The 20,637-nt window shown below is 66.1% G+C and carries 15 protein-coding genes; 8 read left to right on the forward strand and 7 right to left on the reverse strand.

Annotation, left to right across the window (positions count from 1 at the left end; genetic code table 11):
- The first annotated feature begins 35 nt into the window (after positions 1-35).
- The gene (locus tag AC1MDG_RS20070; RefSeq protein WP_198011525.1) at positions 36-185 is read left to right on the forward strand and encodes a hypothetical protein; all 150 of its coding nucleotides are present in this window, start codon (positions 36-38) and stop codon (positions 183-185) included.
- A complete protein-coding gene (locus tag AC1MDG_RS20075) occupies positions 182-1,342 on the forward strand; it encodes a N(5)-(carboxyethyl)ornithine synthase (protein ID WP_479806354.1) in 1,161 nt (386 codons plus the stop codon). The genes AC1MDG_RS20070 and AC1MDG_RS20075 overlap by 4 nt, the downstream gene beginning before the upstream one ends.
- On the opposite strand, the gene AC1MDG_RS20080 is transcribed toward AC1MDG_RS20075, so the two are convergent.
- Positions 1,275-2,822 (reverse strand): MFS transporter, encoded by a 1,548-nt coding sequence (locus tag AC1MDG_RS20080; RefSeq protein ID WP_479806356.1) that lies wholly within the window; start codon positions 2,820-2,822, stop codon positions 1,275-1,277. The genes AC1MDG_RS20075 and AC1MDG_RS20080 overlap by 68 nt on opposite strands.
- Before the next feature lie 173 nt (positions 2,823-2,995).
- Between AC1MDG_RS20080 and AC1MDG_RS20085 the strand changes: the two genes are divergently transcribed.
- Entirely contained in the window at positions 2,996-3,850 is an 855-nt protein-coding gene (locus tag AC1MDG_RS20085; RefSeq protein WP_479806358.1) for a LysR substrate-binding domain-containing protein, read from the forward strand.
- Positions 3,851-4,591: 741 nt separating this feature from the next.
- Here AC1MDG_RS20085 and AC1MDG_RS20090 read toward each other — a convergent pair.
- Together AC1MDG_RS20090 and AC1MDG_RS20095 are read right to left on the reverse strand one after the other, a co-directional pair.
- Positions 4,592-8,143, reverse strand: coding sequence for a bifunctional proline dehydrogenase/L-glutamate gamma-semialdehyde dehydrogenase (locus AC1MDG_RS20090; protein WP_479806360.1), 3,552 nt, complete (start codon positions 8,141-8,143; stop codon positions 4,592-4,594).
- 343 nt (positions 8,144-8,486) lie between these two features.
- The gene (locus AC1MDG_RS20095) at positions 8,487-9,950 is read right to left on the reverse strand and encodes an amino acid permease (RefSeq protein ID WP_479806362.1); all 1,464 of its coding nucleotides are present in this window, start codon (positions 9,948-9,950) and stop codon (positions 8,487-8,489) included.
- 141 nt (positions 9,951-10,091) lie between these two features.
- Between AC1MDG_RS20095 and AC1MDG_RS20100 the strand changes: the two genes are divergently transcribed.
- The 3 genes from AC1MDG_RS20100 (at position 10,092) to AC1MDG_RS20110 (ending at position 12,621) form a co-directional block, all read left to right on the forward strand.
- Positions 10,092-11,027 (forward strand): LysR family transcriptional regulator, encoded by a 936-nt coding sequence (locus AC1MDG_RS20100; protein ID WP_043485245.1) that lies wholly within the window; start codon positions 10,092-10,094, stop codon positions 11,025-11,027.
- 97 nt (positions 11,028-11,124) lie between these two features.
- Positions 11,125-11,553: an aspartate 1-decarboxylase gene (panD, locus tag AC1MDG_RS20105; protein WP_200891066.1), complete on the forward strand. Its 429-nt coding sequence runs from the start codon at positions 11,125-11,127 to the stop codon at positions 11,551-11,553.
- Positions 11,554-11,697: 144 nt separating this feature from the next.
- Positions 11,698-12,621: an AEC family transporter gene (locus tag AC1MDG_RS20110; protein WP_479806365.1), complete on the forward strand. Its 924-nt coding sequence runs from the start codon at positions 11,698-11,700 to the stop codon at positions 12,619-12,621.
- On the opposite strand, the gene AC1MDG_RS20115 is transcribed toward AC1MDG_RS20110, so the two are convergent.
- The 4 genes from AC1MDG_RS20115 to AC1MDG_RS20130 all read right to left on the reverse strand — a co-directional run bounded on the left by AC1MDG_RS20115 (position 12,618) and on the right by AC1MDG_RS20130 (position 18,611).
- A complete protein-coding gene (locus AC1MDG_RS20115; protein ID WP_479806367.1) occupies positions 12,618-15,245 on the reverse strand; it encodes a trehalase-like domain-containing protein in 2,628 nt (875 codons plus the stop codon). The genes AC1MDG_RS20110 and AC1MDG_RS20115 overlap by 4 nt on opposite strands.
- Before the next feature lie 156 nt (positions 15,246-15,401).
- Positions 15,402-16,505: a PP2C family protein-serine/threonine phosphatase gene (locus tag AC1MDG_RS20120; protein WP_479806369.1), complete on the reverse strand. Its 1,104-nt coding sequence runs from the start codon at positions 16,503-16,505 to the stop codon at positions 15,402-15,404.
- Between the two features lie 84 nt (positions 16,506-16,589).
- Entirely contained in the window at positions 16,590-17,579 is a 990-nt protein-coding gene (locus tag AC1MDG_RS20125) for an LLM class flavin-dependent oxidoreductase (protein ID WP_479806372.1), read from the reverse strand.
- Positions 17,580-17,804: 225 nt separating this feature from the next.
- Positions 17,805-18,611: a glycoside hydrolase family 25 domain-containing protein gene (locus AC1MDG_RS20130; RefSeq protein ID WP_479806374.1), complete on the reverse strand. Its 807-nt coding sequence runs from the start codon at positions 18,609-18,611 to the stop codon at positions 17,805-17,807.
- 104 nt (positions 18,612-18,715) lie between these two features.
- Here AC1MDG_RS20130 and AC1MDG_RS20135 point away from each other — a divergent pair, with 104 nt between their 5' ends.
- Both AC1MDG_RS20135 and AC1MDG_RS20140 read left to right on the forward strand, forming a co-directional pair.
- Positions 18,716-19,417, forward strand: coding sequence for a type 1 glutamine amidotransferase domain-containing protein (locus AC1MDG_RS20135; RefSeq protein WP_479806376.1), 702 nt, complete (start codon positions 18,716-18,718; stop codon positions 19,415-19,417).
- A gap of 198 nt (positions 19,418-19,615) precedes the next feature.
- Positions 19,616-20,596, forward strand: coding sequence for an ABC transporter substrate-binding protein (locus AC1MDG_RS20140; protein WP_479806378.1), 981 nt, complete (start codon positions 19,616-19,618; stop codon positions 20,594-20,596).
- Positions 20,597-20,637: the final 41 nt, after the last annotated feature.

Consider the following 20,637-nt stretch of genomic DNA (forward strand, 5'->3'; position numbering starts at 1 on the left):
TCAGGAACCCCTTCGGTTCCGCTACAGGAGCAATCATGGCTGACAAGTCCCCGCGTCAAGCAGCATCCGCAAAATCCGGCAAATCCATCAAGGAAAAACGAGCCGACAAGCGAGCCGCGGCAGCGCCGCCCAGCTCCCTCGACAAGGCAACCGCCACCAAGGCAGCGAGCCCCAAAAAGAAGTGACCGGTTCCCAGAACCACCTCAGCCTCGGAGTACTGGCCAGCACGCGCAAGCCTGACGAACGCCGGCTCCCGCTCCATCCCCTGCACTTTGACCGCATAGCACCTGGGCTGCGGCGGAACATCATCCTCGAAGAAGGCTACGGTGAACGGTTCGGCGTTTCGGACCGACACCTGGCCACCCTCGTGGGACGGATTGCCACCCGGGGCCAGATCATTGCCGACGCCGACGTCGTCCTGCTGCCCAAGCCGCAGCCGGAGGACCTGGCCGAACTCCGCGACGGCCAGGTCCTCTGGGGCTGGCCGCACTGTGTCCAGGACCGCGCCGTCACCCAGCTGGCCATCGACAAGAAGCTCACGCTGATCGCCTTCGAGGCCATGAACCACTGGGCGGGCGACGGCGGCTTCGGCCTCCATGTCTTCCACAAGAACAACGAACTGGCCGGATATTGCTCGGTCATCCACGCCCTCGCCCTCACCGGCTCCACGGGTGTCTACGGACGGCGGCTCAGCGCCGTCGTCATCGGTTTCGGGGCCACGGCCCGCGGTGCCGTCACGGCGCTGAACGCCCACGGCATCCACGATGTCCAGGTGCTCACCAACCGGGGCGTGGCCGCCGTCGGCTCGCCCATCCACTCGGTGCGGATCGCCCAGTTCGACCATGACGACAAGGCGCCGTTCCTCAGCCAGGTCATCACCGAACGCGGCCGGGTGCCGCTGGCACCGTTCCTGGCCGAGAGCGACATTGTGGTGAACTGCACGCTGCAGGACCCCAACGCCCCGCTGACGTACCTGCGTGAAGAGGACCTCAGCGCGTTCCGTCCCGGCAGCCTGATCGTGGACGTTTCCTGCGATGAGGGAATGGGCTTCAGCTGGGCGAAGACCACCACCTTCGCCGAGCCCATGCTCACTGTGGGCGACCATATCGACTACTACGCCGTGGACCATAGTCCGTCCTACTTGTGGAACGCCTCCAGCTGGGAAATCAGCGAGGCACTGCTTCCCTTCCTGGAGACCGTCATCTCCGGCCCCGAGGCCTGGGCCGGAAACGAGACGATCGCCCGCGCCATTGAAATCCGCGCCGGCGAGATCCTCAACAAGGACGTGTTGCAGTTCCAGCAGCGGCAGGCGGAGTACCCGCACGCCCCTCTGGGCGGGTAGGGGCCGGCTGGGGCGCCGTGAGCCTGGCACTCCCGGGCAGGCGGCGCGCCGGCTTCTTCGCCGTCCGGCTGACAATCCGGAGGAGGCGGCGCCGGTCCTTGAGGTCCACCTTGAGGGTCAGCTCGCCGCGCCGGGCCAGCACGACGGCGATAGTCACCGCTGCCAGGACCGGCATCCCGCCGGAGACGAGGATGGCGGTGTGCGGATCCAGGTGCTCGGCAATCCAGCCCATCATGGGGCCGCCGATGGCCTGGCCGCCGATCAGCACCATGATGTACAGGCTCATGACTCGTCCGCGGATCCCCATGTTGGAGCTGATCTGCACCAACTGGTTGGCCGCGGTGAGGAACATCAGGCACCAGAAACCGGAGAGCACCATAGCGGCGCCGAACCACACCATGGACGGCGCCAGGGCCGCCAGGCAGAGCATCAGGCCGTACATTCCGGCGCCCAGCACCACCGACCGCAGTCGCAGCTGCCGGCGGCGGGTGGAGGTTATCGCCCCGGCGAGCGCACCTAGCGCCACCAGCGCGTTCAGCAGGCCGTAGCCGCCGGCACCGGCGTCGTATACGTGGTCGGCGAACGCGGCCAGCAGCACAGGCAGGCTCATGGCGAAAACGGCGATGAACCCGGCCATCAGCCACGGCCAGTAGATGGTGGGCTTGCTCAGCGCGTACTGCAGCCCCTCCCGGAGCATCCCCTTGCGCTTCGGTGCGGGTGCCGAGATGAACAACTGGTCCTTGCGCAGGAGCAGCAACATGGCCACCGTGGAACAGCAGGCCGCGGCGTTGGCGGCGAAGGCCCAGCCTGCGCCCACCGCAGTGAGCAGGATGCCGGCAAGTGCGGGTCCGATCAGCCCGCCCAGCTGGAACGTCGTGGAGTTCACGCTGATGGCGTTGCGCAGGTACGTGGGGCCCACGAGTTCGTTGACGAAGACCTGCCGGGCCGGCTGGTCCAGCACAGTGACGAGCCCTAGAACGAGAGCGATCGCGTAGACGTGCCACACTTCAATGCGCTGGCTCAGCGCCAGGATGGCAAGGGCGGCGGCAAGCCCTGCGGCAACCGACTGGCAGAGGATGAGGATCTTCCGCTTGGGGAACCTGTCCGCCATCATCCCGCCCCACGGCCCCAGCACCAGCGACGGCATGAACTGCAGCGCCACGGTGATGCCCACCGCCGTGACGGAGCCTGACAGCTGCAGCACCAGCCAGTCCTGCGCGATCCGTTGCATCCAGAGTGCGATCACCGCGATGAAGTGTCCGATGGCGAAGATGCGGAAGTTGGGGACGCGGAGGGAAATGAAGGTGTGGCGCCAAGGCAGCCGTTCACTGACGACGGCGATCGGCTGGGTGACGTCCTGCGGCTGCGGTGACGGCGGCTCCAGTGACGGTGTCCGCGACGCGGACTGCGGTGACGGGGAAACTGCGGAATCGATGACGGGCTGGCTGACGGTTGCCGTGGAAGGCGGAGGGGGTGCCACAGGGAATCCTCAAGGGTGCGGGCGGGCGGGATACGTCCACGCTATGGTGGCCCCAAAGAATTATGAAGCGTATTGTTCCTATAACTAACATTGCGAAACGTAATGCCGCAGAGGGGCTTGCCCGGTTGCGCCGGGCCGCCACCCGGCACGCCGCCCGTTATCCCAGGAGTGCCATGTTTGAACCCGCCCAGCTCCGCTCCTTCCTGGCGGTTGCCGAGACCCTCAGCTTTACCAAGGCGGCGGAACGGCTCGGCCTGGCCCAGCCCACCGTCAGCCAGCATGTTCGCAAGCTGGAGGCCGCGGCCAAAAGGGTCCTGATTGCACGGGATACCAGGGACGTGCGGCTGACGGATAATGGCGATGCCATGGCAGGTTTCGCGCGGACCATCCTGGCCGCCCACGATGCGGCGTCCCGCTATTTCTCCGGGTCCGCGATGCGCGGCCGGCTGCGCTTCGGGACGGCGGACGACCTCGCGATCACTGGGCTCCCGCGCATCCTCCGGGAGTTCCGCCAGATCTACCCCCAGATCAACCTGGAACTCACCGTGGGCCAGAGCGACCAGCTCTACCGGAAATTGAACGCCGGCCAGCTGGACCTCGTGTTCGTGAAATGGGTCGCCGGGGCCAAGGACGGCACCGTGGTCCAGCACGACGCCTTCGCCTGGGTGGGCTTGGAGCAGACTGTGCTGGAGCCGGGGGACCCTGTACCGCTGATCGCCTACCCGTCGCCCAGCCTCAGCCGGAAGCTTGCCATCGACGCCCTCGAATCCCGGGGCCGGACCTGGCGCATTACGTGCACCACCCGGCAGATCAGCGGAGTCCTGGCGGCAGTAAGAGCCGGCATCGGGGTCGCCGTGATGCCGTCCTCGCTGGTCCCGGATGACCTCAAGATCATCACCCGCCGCTTTGACCTGCCACCCGTGGGAGACGTCGACTTCACCCTCATCCGCAACCCGCTGGCCAATGCCGAAGTGATCGAAGCACTCACTCAGGCAATTGTTGGGCGCACGCTCAAGCGCTCCGCATAGCAGTTAGCACTCGCCCGCGTCAGGGCACTGCAACTAATTAAGTAAGTAGGTAGTTGGCCCCGGGCGGGTGGTTATTCCACGTAAGTGATTGAAGATATTACGTGCGTAAATTATGCTGAATTTTGTTAGAGGTTAAGCAGAAGCCAATGACAACGATTCGATGACGAACCGTGTCCGCCGCCGCTGCCTTGGGGGCGCCTGACGGACTAAGTTCGGGATAGGCATGCGATGACGCCAACCACGAACCACCCGCAACTTTCAGTCTCAAATTCAGTCCACTCCCACAAAACGGTACGCCCGCTGACCGTTGGGACACACCGCAACACGCCGGTGCATCACGAAACGAGCCCACACGCCGACCTAGTCAGTCAGCGCGAACCGCACCCCGCCGCCACCCTGGTGGACACTGAGTTTGTAGGCAGCCCCTACTGCGAAAGCTGCGGGACAGATGAATTCATTTACCTGGAGACGTTTGTCCCGGCCACGTTCCGGCACGACGGCACTGTCCGGAAGCCGGGTGAAGTCACGTATTTCTGCACTGGATGCGAAGAATTCTCGGCACACTCGGTCCCGGCCTCGTGGGTGCCGCCCGGTTGGTACCTGGGCTAGCTCCGTCAACCGACATCGCCGCAAATAGACATCGCCGCCGGCAGGCACCCTCGGGTACCTGCCGGCGGCGATTGCTTTGTGGGAGGTAACTCGGTGGCCGCGTCCCGCCCCGCGGGCGGGACGCGGAGCCTCTTAGATCAGGCTGTCCGAGAGGTGGTTGGGCGTGCCGAAGCGGTGTGCGGTGATGCTGACTGCCTGCTCGTGCAGGAAGGGCAGCAGTTCCACACGGCCGGCTTCGGTGACCGGGTGGGCGTAGATGGCCAGGTCCGGGCGTCCGCCGGTAGCTTCAGCCAGCGCCGTCGCGTCGCCGCCAAGGAGCCGGATCCGGCCGCCGGACAGCTTTCCGGCGTCCGCGAGCTTCGCGGCGGAGGCCAGCCACGCGGCGTCGTCCTCCACCGTGGCGGTGATGTCCAGGGCGGCGAGCGCCGCCTTCAGCGGAGCGGGGAGTTCGACGGCGGTGGAGACCGTCAGTGCCGAACCCGCCAGGACACCGGCGGCTACCGTCCTGACCAGGGTGGCGACCGGTTCGCCCTCGGAGAGCCGGACCGTTACCGGCAGGGAGCGGTAGCGGAAGATGTTCCGCTCCGCGCTGAGTCCGGAGACATCCTTGGCGGTGCCGAACTCATCGGCCCAGGCAAGGGCGTCGGAGGCCAGGGCCCGCTGCAGGGCTTCGAAGGCGGCAGCATCGAGTGCGTCCTTCGCGGCACCCGCCAGACGGCGGACGCCGGCGTGGGTCACAGCCGTCTTGGGGCTTTCACCGGGGCCGCCGGCCGTGCTGGCTTTGCTGACCCAGTCGCCGAGTCCGGCGAGGTAGTTGGGTCCGCCCGCTTTGGTTCCTGCACCGACGGCGGACTTCTTCCAACCGCCGAACGGCTGGCGCTGCACGATGGCGCCGGTGATGCCGCGGTTCACGTAGAGGTTGCCGGCCTGGACGGTGTCCAGCCATACGCCCACCTCTTCAGTGCTGAGTGAGTGCAGGCCGGCTGTCAGGCCGTACTCCACCTGGTTCTGGATGGCGATGGCGTCTTCCAGGGTGTCCGCGGTCATGACGCCGAGCACCGGTCCGAAGAACTCGGTGAGGTGGAAGTACGATCCGCGGCGCACGCCGTAACGGATACCGGGGCTCCAGAGCCGGCCGGTGTCGTCGAGCTTCCGCGGTTTGACCGCCCAGTTTTCGCCTTCACCAAGGGTGGTGAGTGCATTGAGGAGCTTGCCGTTGGCGGGTTCGATGATCGGACCCATCTGGCTGGCGGGGTCCTCGGGGTAGCCCACCTTGAGTGAGGTGACGGCGTCGATCAGCTGGTTGTGGAACCGCTTGGAGGTGGCCACGGAGCCCACCAGGATCACCAGTGAGGCGGCGGAGCACTTCTGCCCGGCATGGCCGAAGGCGGAGTAGGCCACGTCCTTGGCGGCGAGGTCAAGGTCGGCGCTGGAGGTAACGATGATGGCGTTCTTGCCGCTGGTTTCGGCCAGGAGCGGCAGGTCCTTGCGGAAGGAGCGGAACAGTTCGGCGGTCTCGTAGCCTCCGGTCAGGATCACACGGTCCACGGACGGGTGGGAGATCAGCTGCTGGCCGAGCTCACGCTCCCCCAGCTGGACCATGGTCAGGACGTCGCGGGGCACGCCGGCTTCCCAGAGCGCCTCGATCATCACGGCACCGCTGCGGCGGGCCTGCTTGGCGGGCTTGATCACGACGGCGGAGCCGGCGGCGAGCGCCGCGAGGGTGGAGCCGGCCGGGATGGCCACCGGGAAGTTCCACGGCGGGGTCACCACGGTGAGCTTCGCGGGCACGAACGTGGCGCCGTCGACGTCGTCGAGCTTGCGGGCGGACTCGGCGTAGTAGTGGGCGAAGTCCACTGCTTCGCTGACCTCGGGATCACCCTGGTCGATGGTCTTGCCAGTTTCGCTGGCCATGACCTCGAGCAGGTCCGCGCGGCGGGCCTCCAGGATGTCGCCGGCGCGGTGCAGGACGGCGGCGCGCTCGGCACCGCTGAGGGCGCCCCAGGCCTTGCCCTTTTCGACGGCGGTGGCGATCACCGTGTTGAGCGTTTCAGCGTCGGTGATGGTGGCAGCTTCCACGGAGGCGTTGCCCAGCGTGGAGAACGGGACGCGGTCCAGGATAGCCCGGCCCCAGTCACGGTTGGCGGGCAGGGAGGGGTCCGTGTCGGGGGTGTTCTCGAAGGAGTCATGCGGCATCGGCTCGGCCGGGAGGCTGCGGTTCTGCCGGCGGTTGGGGCCGGGAACTTCGTCGTCGAGCTCTGCCAGGGAGGCGAGGAAGCGCTGCTTCTCGCGCTCAAAGAGCACCTCGTTTTCGCTGAGCTCGAAGACGGCGGACATGAAGTTGTCTTGGCTGGCGCCTTCTTCGAGGCGGCGGATCAGATAGGCGATGGCCACGTCGAACTCGGCCGGGTGCACCACGGGGGTGTAGAGCAGCAGCGAACCGACGTCCTTCTTGACGGCTTCGGCCTGGCCCTGCGCCATGCCCAGCAGCATCTCGAATTCGATGCTCTGCTGTGCGGTATCCGCGATGCCGCGCTGCTTGGCGAGAAGCCAGGCAAAGGCGATGTCGAAAAGGTTGTGGCCTGCGACGCCGATCCGGATGTTCTTGATCCGTTCCGGGTGCAGTGCGTAGTTGATGACGCGTTTGTAGTTGGTGTCCGAGTCCTGCTTGGTGCCCCAGGTGGCCAGCGGCCAGTCGTGGAGCGAGGACTCGACCTGTTCCATGGGCAGGTTGGCGCCCTTGACCACGCGGACCTTGATGGCGGCTCCGCCGTCGGCGCGGCGGGCGGCGGCCCAGTCCTGCAGCCGGATCATGGCGGCGAGGGCGTCCGGGAGGTAGGCCTGGAGCACGATGCCGGCCTCGAGGTTCTTGAATTCTGGCTTGTCCAGGATCCGGGTGAAGACCGCGATGGTCATGTCCAGGTCCTTGTACTCCTCCATGTCCAGGTTGATGAACTTGGCCTTCTGTCCGCCGGCGGCAAAGGAAGCGGCGCGGGTGAAGAGGGGAGTGAGCTTTTCGACGACGTGTTCCACGGCCTCGTCAAACGCCCAGGCGGAGTGCGGCGCGACGGTGGAGGAGACCTTGATGGACACGTAGTCCACGTCGGGGCGGGCCAGCAGGGTGTGTGTTCCCTCGAGCCGGCGGGAAGCCTCGTGCTCACCCAGCACCGCTTCGCCGAGGAGGTTGACGTTGAGCTTGATGCCGTCCTTGCGGATCTTGGCGATGGCCGGACCCAGCTTGGCGTCCGTGGCATCGACGATCAGGTGGCCCACCATCTCGCGGAGCACCTTCCGGGCCGCAGGGATGACAACCTGCGGCAGGACGGGGGCCATGGTGCCGCCAAGGCGGACGGCGCTGCGCATGTACCAGGGCAGGAACGCGGGAACCTTCGGCGCAAGGGCTGCCAGGTTGCGGGCGGCGACGTGCAGGTCCTCGGGGCGGACCACGCCGTCGACGAAGCCCACCGTGAAGTCGAGGCCGTTCGGGTCCTTCAGGACACCGGCGAGCTGTTCAGCGGATGAGTCCACGGGCACCTTGGCGGCTTCCGTCAGCCAGTGGCGCACCAGAGCGATGGCTTCCCCGGCCACGGCCTGGGCCTCAGGTACGTGCGAACCGCCCTTAGGGGCCGATTCGGTGACCGTCTTTCCGGTGCGGACACCGGGCTCCGTCGAAATGTGGGTCATGGCTAACACTCGTTCTTTCCGTAGGTGAGGACCTTCTTTCCATCAGTATGATCCTCCCGTCACTTAAGATAAAGCGACGTTTTCTGAGCAATACAGGTTAGAAAAGCCAATGATTTGGAGCCCAGCCCGAACGTTCGGACACCACCCCGACGCTCTCTCACTTCCGGCCCCCTTTTCCCCGACGCTCTCTCACGTCCGGCCCCCTTTCGGCCGAAGATCCCTCACTTCCGGCCGGAAACGACGAACCCCCTCCCACCGGAGTGAGAGAGGGTTCGTCGGTAAGGCACCGGACCTGAGAGAGCGTCCAGTTATTTGCCGCAGGAAGTGAGAGAGCATTGGGTGGCTACGCCAGGGGGCGGTGCATCTCCACGGCCTCTTCGTGCCTGGGGCTGTCCGGGTTCATCAGCGAATGCTTGCGGCCGTAGCCGAAGTAAATGACCAGCCCAACCACCAGCCAAACGCCGAAGCGGAGCCACGTCTCCCAGTGCAGCTGGAACATCAGGAAGGCCGAGGCCAGCACACCGAATGCAGGGATGACCGGCATGAACGGCAGGCGGAAGGCGCGGGGAGCGTCGGGCTTCTTGTAGCGGAAGACGATCACCGAGAAGCAAACCACTACGAACGCGGCCAGGATGCCGATATTCGTCAGGTCTGCGACGGCCTTGATCGGGAAGACTCCTGCCAGCAGGGCCGACGCGACGCCGGCAATCCAGGTCACCCGCTGAGGGGTTCCGTGATGGTCCGTCTTGGCGAACCAGCCCGGGAGCAGGCCGTCGCGGCTCATGGAGAACCAGACGCGGGTGACACCGAGGAGGAAGGTCAGCATCACGGTGAGGATCGACAGCACCGCGAACACGGAGATGATGGTGGCAATGACAGGCAGGCCGACGCCGCTAAACGCGGAGGCGAAGCCGGCCTTGGGATCGATGTCCTTGTAGTTCTGCATGCCGGTGAGGACCAGGGTGGCTGCCACGTAGAGGAGCATGGCGATGATGAGCGACAGGATAATCGCCTTCGGCATGTGCTTCTTGCCGTCGGTGGCTTCCTCGGCCGCGGTACTCATGGCGTCGTACCCGAACACCGCGAAGAACACAGTGGCCGAACCAGCCAGCACGGGGCCGAACCCGCTTGGCATGAACGGGTTGTAATTGTTCGTGTCGATGTAGAAGATGCCCAGGCCAATAATGAACAGGATCAGGACAACCTTGATGGCCACTGCCACCAGCTCAAACCGGCCGAACGCCCGGGTTCCCCGGGAAAGGATCCAGGTCACGATGAGGCAGACAACAATGGCGGGGATGTTGACGATTCCGCCCTTGCCCTCGTCCGGGGTTGACGTCATCCAGACGGGCATGTGGACGCCGATGCCGGAAAGGAAGGCATCGAAGTAGCCGGAAATACCAATGGCCACCACGGCCACAATTGCGATGTATTCGAGGAGCAGGTCCCAGCCGATGAACCAGCCGATCACTTCGCCAAGGGCCACATAGCCGTAGGTGTAGGCCGAGCCTGCGCGGGGAATCATGCCGGCAAATTCCGCATAAGACAATGCGGCGGCCGCCGAGGCGAGGCCCGCAATCAGGAAGGAAAACAGTACGGCAGGGCCCACGCCCGGCTCGCTCTCGCTCCCGTGGGCGACGAGGCCCGCCAGGGAAAAGATGCCGACGCCGATGATGCCGCCGACGCCGATGGCTGTCAGCTGCCATAGGCCCAGGCTTTTCATCAACCCGCTGTGTTTGTTTTCTTCTTCGATGTCGTCAATCGGCTTACGCCGCATGATCGACTGGGATAAATCTTTTGTTCTCATCAGGGACTCCTGCATAGATGTGGACCCATCAATCCGCCCTGTGATGGGGGTTACTCAGTCTGTTTAGTATGCAAGCCCGGTTGCATTAGATAAAGTGAATTCTCCTAATTAATATTCATTAGATTTAGCGAAGGAACGGCCATGCTTGATGTCAGGCGATTGAGGCTGCTCCGTGAGCTCAAAATCCGTGGAACCCTGGCCGAGGTGGCGGACGCCCTCCAGTACAGCCCATCCTCGGTTTCCCAGCAGCTGGCGCTGCTGGAGAAGGAGGCCGGGGTGCAGCTGCTGCGCAAGACCGGACGGCGGGTCCAGCTCACCCCGCAGGCTGAAGTCCTGGTGGCGCACACCGCTCACCTGCTCGAAACGCTGGAACAGGCCGAGGCCGATCTGGCCGCAAGCCTCACCACCGTGTCCGGGACCGTCCGGATCGCCGTCTTCCAGTCCGCCGCCCTCGCCCTAATGCCGGGGATGCTGACCCGGATGGCGTCCACGTATCCCGAAGTCAGGATCGAGATGGTGCAGCGCGAACCGGAAACGGCGTTGCATGAAACGTGGGCCCGGGACTTTGACCTGGTGATCGCCGAGCAATATCCGGGCCACGCCGCCCCGCGGTACGCGGAACTGGACCGGATCCGGCTGACCGGAGACGCCATCCGGCTGGCCGTCCCCGGACCGGACAAGGGCCTGCAGCCCATCCGGTCACTCGAAGACACGGCGGACCTTGCCTGGGTGATGGAGCCGCGGGGTGCGGCATCCCGCCACTGGGCTGAGCAGGCGTGCCGCAGCGCCGGCTTCGAGCCCGACGTCCGGTACGAAACCGCGGACCTGCAGGCGCAGATCCGGCTGATCGAGTCCGGCAACGCCGTCGGCCTGATGCCCGACCTTGTCTGGACCGGCCGGGAAACGTCGGCGCAGCTGCTGCTGCTGCCCGGCAACCCGCACCGGACCGTCTTCACGTCCGTTCGGCGGTCCAGCGCCAAGCGGCCCGCCATCCTCGCCGCCCGCGAGGTGCTGGCAGTTACAGCCGATTCGATTGCCCCCGCGGGCCCGGTCCCGCCGGAGGCAAAATCGGCATAATCCCCAGGAAAAACAATCTGGTGGACGCCCCGCGGGTTGGTGGGAAGTTCCCTGCGTCACAGCGCGAAAGTGCGCCGGGCGTTAGACTGGGCACGTTATGAATCGCACAATGTTTAAGTCCAAAATCCACCGGGCCACTGTCACGCATGCCGATCTGCACTACGTGGGGTCGGTCACCGTTGACCTGGACCTGCTGGAGGCTGCGGACATTCTTCCCGGGGAGCTCGTGGCGATCGTTGACGTCACCAACGGCGCCCGGCTGGAGACGTACACCATCGCCGGCGAACGCGGTTCGGGCGTTATCGGCATCAACGGCGCGGCTGCGCACCTAATGCACGAAAATGACATCGTCATCCTGATCACCTATGCCGAGATGACCACCGAAGAAGCCAGGGCCTACACGCCCAAGGTGGTCCACGTGGACAAGGACAACAAGATCGTCCAGATCGGCAACGACCCCGCCGAGGGGCACACCCGCGGCCTGATGCGGCCGCCGTTCGCCCTCAACAACTCCGCCCTGAACTAGGCATCCCCTCCGGAACAGCCCCGTCCGGATACCGAGATCCTTCCCACACTCCGGCTGCGGGCTGAATAAATCTGATTAGGCTGGGATGGTGAACGCCACCCCCCTCCCGCCCGGCCTGCCGGGGAACCTGTCAGGGACATCCGGGTGCTAGGCGTTCTCGCGGGCTTCTTCGTAGTGTGGTCCATCATTCTGGTGGGCATGTTCGTGGGCCGCCGGAAGATTCTGGGAGAACACGCCCGGCCCGTGCTCAGCTCGCTGACGTTCTTCGTGGCCAGCCCGGCGCTCCTTTTCGAGACCCTTAGCAAGGCCAAACTCCACGACGTCTTTGCCGCTCCCCTGCTGGTGACCGCCGCCGGCGCGATGATCACGGCAGCAATCTTCTTTGTGATCGTCCGGTTCCTGCTGAAACGGACCGTCCCGGAATCGCTGATGTCGTCCATGAGTGCGTCCCTGGCGAACTCGGCCAACCTGGGTATTCCCATCGCGGTGTACGTCCTCGGCGACGCCAGTTACGTGGCACCTTTGCTGATCTTCCAGCTGGCGTTCTTTACCCCGCTGTTCCTGATGGCCCTGGATGCCACCACCAGCGCCCACCGGACCACCCCTGCCGGCTTTGCGCTGATGATCCTCAAGAACCCGATGATTGTGGGCTCCGCACTGGGCCTGGTGGTCGCGGGAACGCACTGGCAGGTGCCGGAGCTGGTCATGCAGCCGATCCACCTGATCGGAGGGGCGGCCATCCCGGCCATGCTGATCGCGTTCGGCATGAGCCTGAACGGCTCCCGGCCCTTGCATGCAGCCGCCGGCCGCCGCATCGACACGGTCCTCGCCAGCGCATTCAAACTCGTGGTCCATCCGGCCATCGCCTATCTGGTGGCACGGCTGATCGGCATGGAGGGGCAGGCCCTGTTCGCCGTCGTGGTGACGTCTGCATTGCCCACCGCCCAGAATGTTTTCGTCGCGGCCAGCCGCTACCGAACAGGCATCACCGTGGCCAAGGACACAGTGTTGATCACCACGGTCGTGGCAGTACCGGCCATGATCTGCGTGGCCCTGCTCCTCACCTAGGTCTTCTGGTGCTGGTCCAGGATCCGGGCACAGCGGATGAAGCCCAGGTGGGAGTACGCCTGCGGATGGTTTCCCAGGTGCGTTTCGGTACCGGGATCGTACTCTTCGGGCAGCAGGCCGGTGGGGCCGAACAGGTTCACCAGCTGGTCGAACAGGTCCCAGGCCTCCTCGATCCGGCCCACCGCCACATAGGCCTCGATCAGCCAGGTGGTGCAGATGTGGAAGCCGCCCTCCAAACCCGGCAGGCCGTCGTCGTACCTGTACCGGAAAACGGTGGGTCCCACCCGAAGATCCCGTTCCACGGCCGTGACGGTGTCCAGGAACCGCTGGTCGTTCACGTCCAGCAGCCCGGACAGGCCGATGTGCAGCACGGCGGCGTCGAGGTCGGGACTGTCGTAGGCCACCGTGTAGGACGCGGCGCCCTCATCCCAGCCCTCGCGGAGGACCTCCTCGCGTATTGTTTCGGCGGTGGGCGCCCATGCGGGCTCCGGCGCCCTGCCGTGCCGGGCAGCGGTGCGGAGCGCCCGGTCCAGAGTCACCCAGCACATCACCTTGGTGTAGACGTGGTGCCGGGGTGCGCGGCGCGCTTCCCAGATCCCGTGATCGGCCTCATGCCAGCGGGCCATCACGGCGGAGGCCATCTGGACCATCAGCTCCCAGTGCGAATCCTCCAGAGCGCCCTCCCGCTCGCTCACTGCGCAGATCAGCTCCGCGATGGGCCCGAAAACGTCCAGCTGCACCTGGTGGTCCGCGGCGTTGCCGATCCTGACGGGGCGTGATCCCGCATAGCCGGGCAGGCTTTCGATGATGGCCTCCGTGGACAGCGGCGCCCCCGTAACCGAGTACAGCGGGTGCAGCCATTCAGGCCCGGGCGCGTTGTCCACGATGCGGCCCAGCCAGCGCAGGAATCCGTACGCCTCCGTGGTGGAACCCAGGTCCACGAGCGCGTTGACGGTCATGGAGCCGTCCCGCAGCCAGCAGTAGCGGTAGTCCCAGTTCCGGGTGCCGCCGATTCCTTCGGGCAGCGAGGTGGTGGGGGCTGCCAGGACGGCGCCGGTGGGTTCGTGCACCAGCGCGCGGAGCACCAGCGCCGAGCGGCGCACCAGCGACGGCTTGACGCCCGGCAGGTCCAGGTCCTGGACCCACCGCCGGGAGTGGTGCGCGACGGCGGCGCGACGCTCGGTTTCGCCGCCCACCCCGGTGTGGCTGGGCTCGGTGTCACCGCAGCGCAGGTTGAGCACCACGGGGCCGTTCCGCAGGTTGACGTCAGCGGTGGCCGTGGCATGGCGGCCGTCCGAGGTGATGGAGAAGCTGACGCCGGGAGCCAGCAGGATGATCGGATCGGACGTGCCCACCACGTGCACCTCCTCGCCGCGGGCCTCCATGCTGAACGGGGCGTTGGCGTAGTCCGGCCGGGGCGCGAAGACGATCCGGGCCGCGCCGCTGCCGGACAGCACCCGGACCAGGCTGGTGATCCCCTCCGGGGCAGGCTCGAGGTAGTCCGTCACGGTGACATCGGCCCAGCGGGTTTCCACGATCATGGTGCTGTCCACATAGCGCTGCCCCAGCACCTGGGACGCCTTGACCGGTTCCACCGAGAAGTGGCCCGCGGCGTCGCCGCCCAGGATGTGGGCGAACAGGGACCCGGAGTCCGGCAGCGGGTGGCTCATCCAGCACACCTTGGCCTCGGGGGTGATCAGGGCAGTGGATGAGCCGTTGCCGATCATGGAGTGGCGCTCCAGTCCAACGGCGTCCTCCCCGAAGAGCCAGGCGCGGCGCAGTTCGAACAGGATGGCCAGGACCCGGGCAAAGGATTCCGGATCGCGGAGGCGGTGGGCTGCCCCGGTGGGTCCCTCCCCCACCTTGATGCCCATGTCGGGGCCGCGGAGGGTGGCCATGGCCAGTTCGTCGCTGGAGGCGTCGCCGGCATAGAGGGCGGCACTCACGCCCAGGCGGGCACGCAGATGCTCCAGGGCGTCCGCCTTGGACGGTTCCACCACGGAGAGGTCCAGCACGGAGCCGTCCACGATGTAGAACAGGCCGTGGGCGCGGGCCACTTCCTCGGCCTTCTCCAGCACCTTGGCAACAATCGCAGGTGAGGCCGGCCGGGTGTGCACGGACACCGCTACGGGCTTGCGCTCGATGCTGATCCCCTTGTAGGCACCGATCGTTTCAACAAGCGCCTGGCTTGCCTGCTGCAGGACCGATTCGGTGGCAAGGGACAGGCCGTGGGCGAAGCCCATGTCGAACTCGGCACCGTGGGACCCCACCAGGTGCACCTCCGCCGGGAGCCTGGAAACTGCCGCCAGGTCCCGCAGCGACCGGCCGGAAATGACGGCCGCGTGGGTGTTGGGCAGTGCGGCCAGGGCGCGCAGCGCAATTGCGGCGCTGCCCAGCGGCAGGGTTTCGGTGGAGATCCCCTCCGCGTCGCAGAGCGTTCCGCCGTAGTTACAGGCCACCAGCAGCCCGGGCGTGCGGGCCAGGATCTTGAGTTCAGCCAGCAGGTGTGGCGTGAGACCGTCGTCGGCGGCATCCGACTGCACAAAAGCGCGGAGCAGGCCGAGCGGCAGGGACCGGGTCAGAAGGGCAGAATCGGCCACGGACTGATTGAGCGGAGTAGGCACAGGCGACGTCCTTCGGATAATCCCCAATGATGCGTGAGAGAAGTCCGGCGAGGGACATACCCCCAGTCTCCGATGCCGTGGTTACACCAGAATATCCCTGTCATTGCGGGAATGTAACGTGTGCTCCGCCGTCGATTTGGGGACGGGGCGGGGCAGCTATCCCCGTGCCCGTTTCAGCACCACCACAGTGGCGTCGTCGGAAACGTCGCGGCCCGAGGCCAGCTCCAGGACGGCGTCGCAGGCCGCTTGGGCGCTGGCGCTTCCGGAAACGGTTCCGGCCACGACGGCCGTCAGGACCTCGACGTCGGGATAGACATCCAGCAGTCCGTCGCTGACTACAGCGAGGCAGTCGCCCGACTCCAGCGAAACCCGGTGCGCATCCCATTCCTGGTCAGGCCATGCTCCCACCGGAGGGCCTCCGGTGAGCAGCCGTGAGCAGCTTCCGTCCGCTTTGATGTGCAGCGCAAGGCCGTGGCCGGCGTCCAGGTAGTCCAGGATTCCGGTGGCCGCATCAAGCCGTGCGTGGAAAAGGGTCACGAAGGATGCGGACTGTTCGAGGTCCGCTTCGAGGATCCGGCCGGCCGAGCTGAAGGCCTCACTCAGCGGCGTCCGGTGGGCCACTGAACGCATGACGGCACGGACGGTTGCAGCAATCAGTGCGGCCCCCATGCCTTTGCCCATGGCATCGGCCAGGGTGAGCTGCAGGCCGCCCTCGCTCGGGTACCAATCGAAGAAGTCGCCGCCAACATTGCGGGAAGGCCGGAAGGATCCGGCGATGTCAAAGCCGTCAAGGGACATGCCTTCCGCCGGGAGCAGGCTGCGCTGGACCTCCACGGCCCGGCGCAGTTCGTCCCGGGCTGCGGCTTCATGGACGGCGCTGGCTCGCGGCCTGCGGAACAGTGCGGTGATCCGGGACGCGAGCTCCCGGGGGCTGAAGGGCTTGGTGATGTAGTCGTCCGCACCGGTGTCCAGCCCGGTGAGGCGGTCCAGTTCCTCGCCGCGGGCGGTGATCATCAGGATGTAGGCGTCGGAAAACCGGCGCAGTTCGCGGCAGACCTGAACGCCGTCGATGTCCGGCAGGTTCAGGTCCAGCGTCACCAGTTCCGCGCCGTCGCGCTGCATCAGCTCGACGCCGGCCCGTCCGGATGACACGGCGGACACCTGGAAGCCCTGCTTGGTGAGAATGTGGACGAGGAGGCCGCGGATATCGTCGTCGTCCTCAATGACCAGGGCACGGCGTACGTCCGGCTCATCAGTCATGCCCTTATTAGACTCCGTGCGGGCCGCAGTTGTCACATCGGTACCATCCGGGCCGTCCCGCAACACCAGGGCGGGAGGGTGCCCCTAGGCGCGGACCAGCCCCGCAGCCATGGCGAGGAGTTCCACGGACCGCAGCCGGGCCTCGGTTCCGTTGCTCTGGTGGGCAACGATCAGTTCGTCCGCATCGGCGTGGGAGGTGAACTCGTCCAGGTAGTCCATCACCACGTCCGGGGTCCCGACGGCCGAGTACTTCATCATCTGGGCCACGTGCTGGCCCTGCGGCGAGTCGAGGATCATGTCCGCCTCGTCGTCGGTGAACACCCTGCCGTTGCCAAAGAACAGGGACACGCGGGCGCGCTTGGTGGCCTGGAACATCTCCTGGGCCCCGGAGGCGGTATCGGCCGCAATCACGTTGACGCCCGCAATCACGTGCGGCGCGTCCAGCTGGGCCGAGGGCTTGAATTCCCGGCGGTAGATGGCCACGGCGTCCTGCAGGGCATTGGGAGCGAAGTGCGAGGCGAAGGCGTACGGCAGTCCAAGCTGTGCTGCGAGCCGGGCCCCGAAAAGCGAGGACCCCAGGATGTACAGCGGCACGTTGGCGCCCTTGCCCGGTGTCGCTTCAACGCCCTGGATGCGCGTGGGGCCGGTGAGGTAGCCCTGCAGTTCCAGCACGTCCTGCGGGAAGCTGTCCGCCGACATCGGGTCGCGGCGGAGGGCGCGCATGGTGTTCTGGTCGCTGCCGGGCGCACGGCCCAGTCCGAGGTCGATGCGGCCCGGATGCAGCGTCTCCAGCGTGCCGAACTGCTCGGCGATGGTCAGCGGGGAGTGGTTTGGGAGCATCACGCCGCCGGCGCCCAGCCTGATACTGCTGGTGTTGGCCGCGATGTGGGCGATCAGCACGCTCGTGGCCGAGGACGCGATGGAGGACATGTTGTGGTGCTCCGCGTACCAGACGCGGCGGTAGCCCAGCTCCTCTGCCCGCTGCGCCATGGCCACACTGCCGGCGAAACTCTCGGCCGCCGTCTGGCCCTTAGCAATGGTCGCCAGGTCAAGGATGGAAAGCGGAACAGTCACGGAGGAGCCGGCCTTTCGTAGCGGAGCGTTGCGGTCGCCGTTCCGGTAGCGGAACAGGCACACTGGCGACAACGACGGCGGCGCCCCGGTTATTTCTGCACGTCGCCGTGGCGCCGGACACGCGGGAGTCGCGCTACCGGCCACGCGGGAGCGGGGCCGCCGTTTCCGGCGAGACCGCCCCGTTTTAGCTCACTTGTGCTATTTCGTCTTGCATTGTTGTAGCAGCTACCTACAGGCGTAGTTGTAGTCGAGGCCGTTGGAGACATACTGCGTCACTGCCACCGTGCTGCCCGGCGTGAGCCCTTCCAGGGAGCAGTTGGCCTTGGCGCCCTTTAAGGTTCGCGCCCCTGCGAGCCAATTGGGAAGTCCCGCCAAATTGCTGGTGGAGGGGACCGCTCCGGCAATCTTGCCCCACTGGTAGCCGGTGGAATAGATCCCGACGTCGGCGCCGATGCTTTCGAAGTAGGCGGTCATACCTTCCAGGTCTGCCCGGTTGGCTTCGGTGTCCGACTGCCAGCTGTTTTCGGTCTCCACGTCCAGCCACCAGAAGTAGTCCTCCGGGTCATCGACACCGCGTAATACGGCGTCGTCGTAGGCTTTCGCATAGCCGTACACATAGGCGCAGGCTTTGTCGTTCTTGCCCCCGCACTTCCCGTAGGGGTTGTCCACCATGGTGCCCATGTAGAAGTTGGATGTGGGCCACCAGGACCCGGCCAAGCCGGGGTTGGCGGTGTTGACGTAGAGGGCTACGCGCGGCTGGCTGGTCGCCTGCGGATACCTGATGCTGGACTCGGCCCAGTCCAGCTGATCCTCAAGGCAGGGATTCGTGGCGTTCGCTAGTCCGTTGTTGACGCCAACAACCGCGAAAGCCAGCCCCTCGGGAAGGGTCTTTCCACATTGCGGCCATGAGACATCGATGCCCACGCGATCGGACGTGCGCGGGGGCGCCGCCGTCGCCGGACCACTGCCCGCCAGGGCCAGTGCTAGCGCCGTGGCAACGGACAAAACCATCTTCAGCATCGATGCGGCCATACCAAAGCTTACGTCGCGGCCCCCTCCGCAGGAATACTCAGCATGCTTAGCGGGTTGCCTCCTTAGGAGCCGGGCCGAATGGGCCGGCAGAACAGGAGCACAACATGGCTAACATCCTGATGGTCGTATCCGCCGCGGATTCCCTCACCATGCGCGACGGCAGCAAGCACCCCACCGGCTACTGGGCCGAGGAGCTCGTGGTCTCGCACCAGACCCTGCTCGACGCCGGACACAGCGTCCGGATCGCGACCCCCGGCGGCGCCAAGCCCACCGTGGACGAGGTCAGCCTCGCCGCCGAGTCCGCCGGCGGCCAGGACCGCGCGGACAGCTTCCGTGACTACCTCGCCAAGATCGACGCCGAGCTTTCCGCGCCGCTGGTGCTCGCCGACGTCGACCCCTCCGGGTACGACGCCGTGGTGATGCCGGGCGGCCACGGCCCCATGGCGGACCTCTACCAGGACGCCGACCTGGGTCGCATCCTGGCTGAGGCAGACAGGACCGGCAAGGTCATCGCGCCGTTCTGCCACGGCCCGGCGGGCCTTCTCAGCGCCGTTGACGACGACGGGAAGTTCGCCTTCGCGGGGCGCCGGCTCACCGTCTTCTCCGACGACGAGGAACTCAACGGCGGCACCGGACCCAACACGCCGTGGTTCGTGGAGGACGTGCTCAAGGAAAAGGGCGCCATCGTGGAGAACGGCGCAGCCTGGGGCTCCAACGTGGTCCGCGACCGCAACCTGATCACCGGGCAGAACCCGCAGTCCAGCGAGGACGTGGCGAAGGAAGTCATCAAGGCCCTCGCGGAGTAGGCAGGCTTTCCCCGCGGCGGCGGGGCATCTTCGGCCCGGCCGCAGCGTCACGGCCGCAGGTTCCGTGACGCCCGCGGACGTCGGATTAACCCCGATTACCCCTTGTATCGCCGGGTTTCACGGCGCTTTGACCGACATTTCCCCCTAACGGATAGTTGCTGACACAAGCACGAAATCCGACATTTCCAAGGGGAAACCATGGCCCGTTTTTCACTCAGAGCCGGCATCACCGCCGCGCTGGCAGCCACCACTTTGCTGGGGCTGGCGGCGTGCTCGGACCCCGGGGCTTCTGCGGCTTCGGGGTCCGCCCCGGCAACGTCGTCCACGGGCGTCAAGCAGTTCAACCTTTCGCCGGAGCAGGACCGCGTGAAGGCTGAAGTGGATCCGGCCGCCGCGGCTTTGGTCCCGGAAGCAATCAAGAAGGACGGCAAGCTGACGGTGGCCGTCAGCCCGTTCGCGGCACCGTTGGCCGTCTATGCCACGGACAACAAGACGCCGGTGGGCAATGAGGTGGATATCGCCGTCGCGCTGGCCCAGACGCTGGGTCTGGAAGCTGACATCGTTCCCACCGCCTGGGCCGACTGGCCCCTCGGCGTCGAGTCCGGGAAGTACGAGGCCGTGCTGTCCAACGTCACGGTGACCGAGGAGCGGAAGCTCAAGTTCGATTTCGCCAGTTACCGTGACGACAAGCTCGGCTTCTACGCGAAGAGCGACAGCTCGGTCGCGAAGGTGGAATCTTCTCCGGATGTCGCCGGCAAGCGCGTGATTGTGGGTTCGGGGACCAACCAGGAGTCCATCCTGCTGCGCTGGGATGAGGAGAACAAGAAGAACGGCCTCCCGGCGGTGGAGTTCCAGTATTACGACGACGACTCCGCCTCCTCGCTCGCCCTCCAGTCCGGACGGGCGGACCTGACGTTCGGGCCGAACGCGACGGCGGCATTCAAGGCGGCTTCCGACGCCAAAACCAAACTGGTTGGCCTGGTGGACGGCGGCTGGCCGCTGAAGGCCAGCATCGCGGCCACCACCAAGAAGGGCAACGGTTTCGCCGCCGCAGCCCAGGCAGGACTGAACCACCTGATCGAAGACGGCAGCTACGCCAAGATCCTTGACCGCTGGGGCCTCAGTTCGGAGGCCGTGCAGAAGTCCGAGCTGAACCCTGCGGGGCTGCCCAAGAAGTAGTCCGGCCTTCGACGGGGAAGGTGCAGGGCGGCCGGCGGCTG

It is taken from the genome of Arthrobacter sp. AIWTK1, assembly GCF_056680535.1.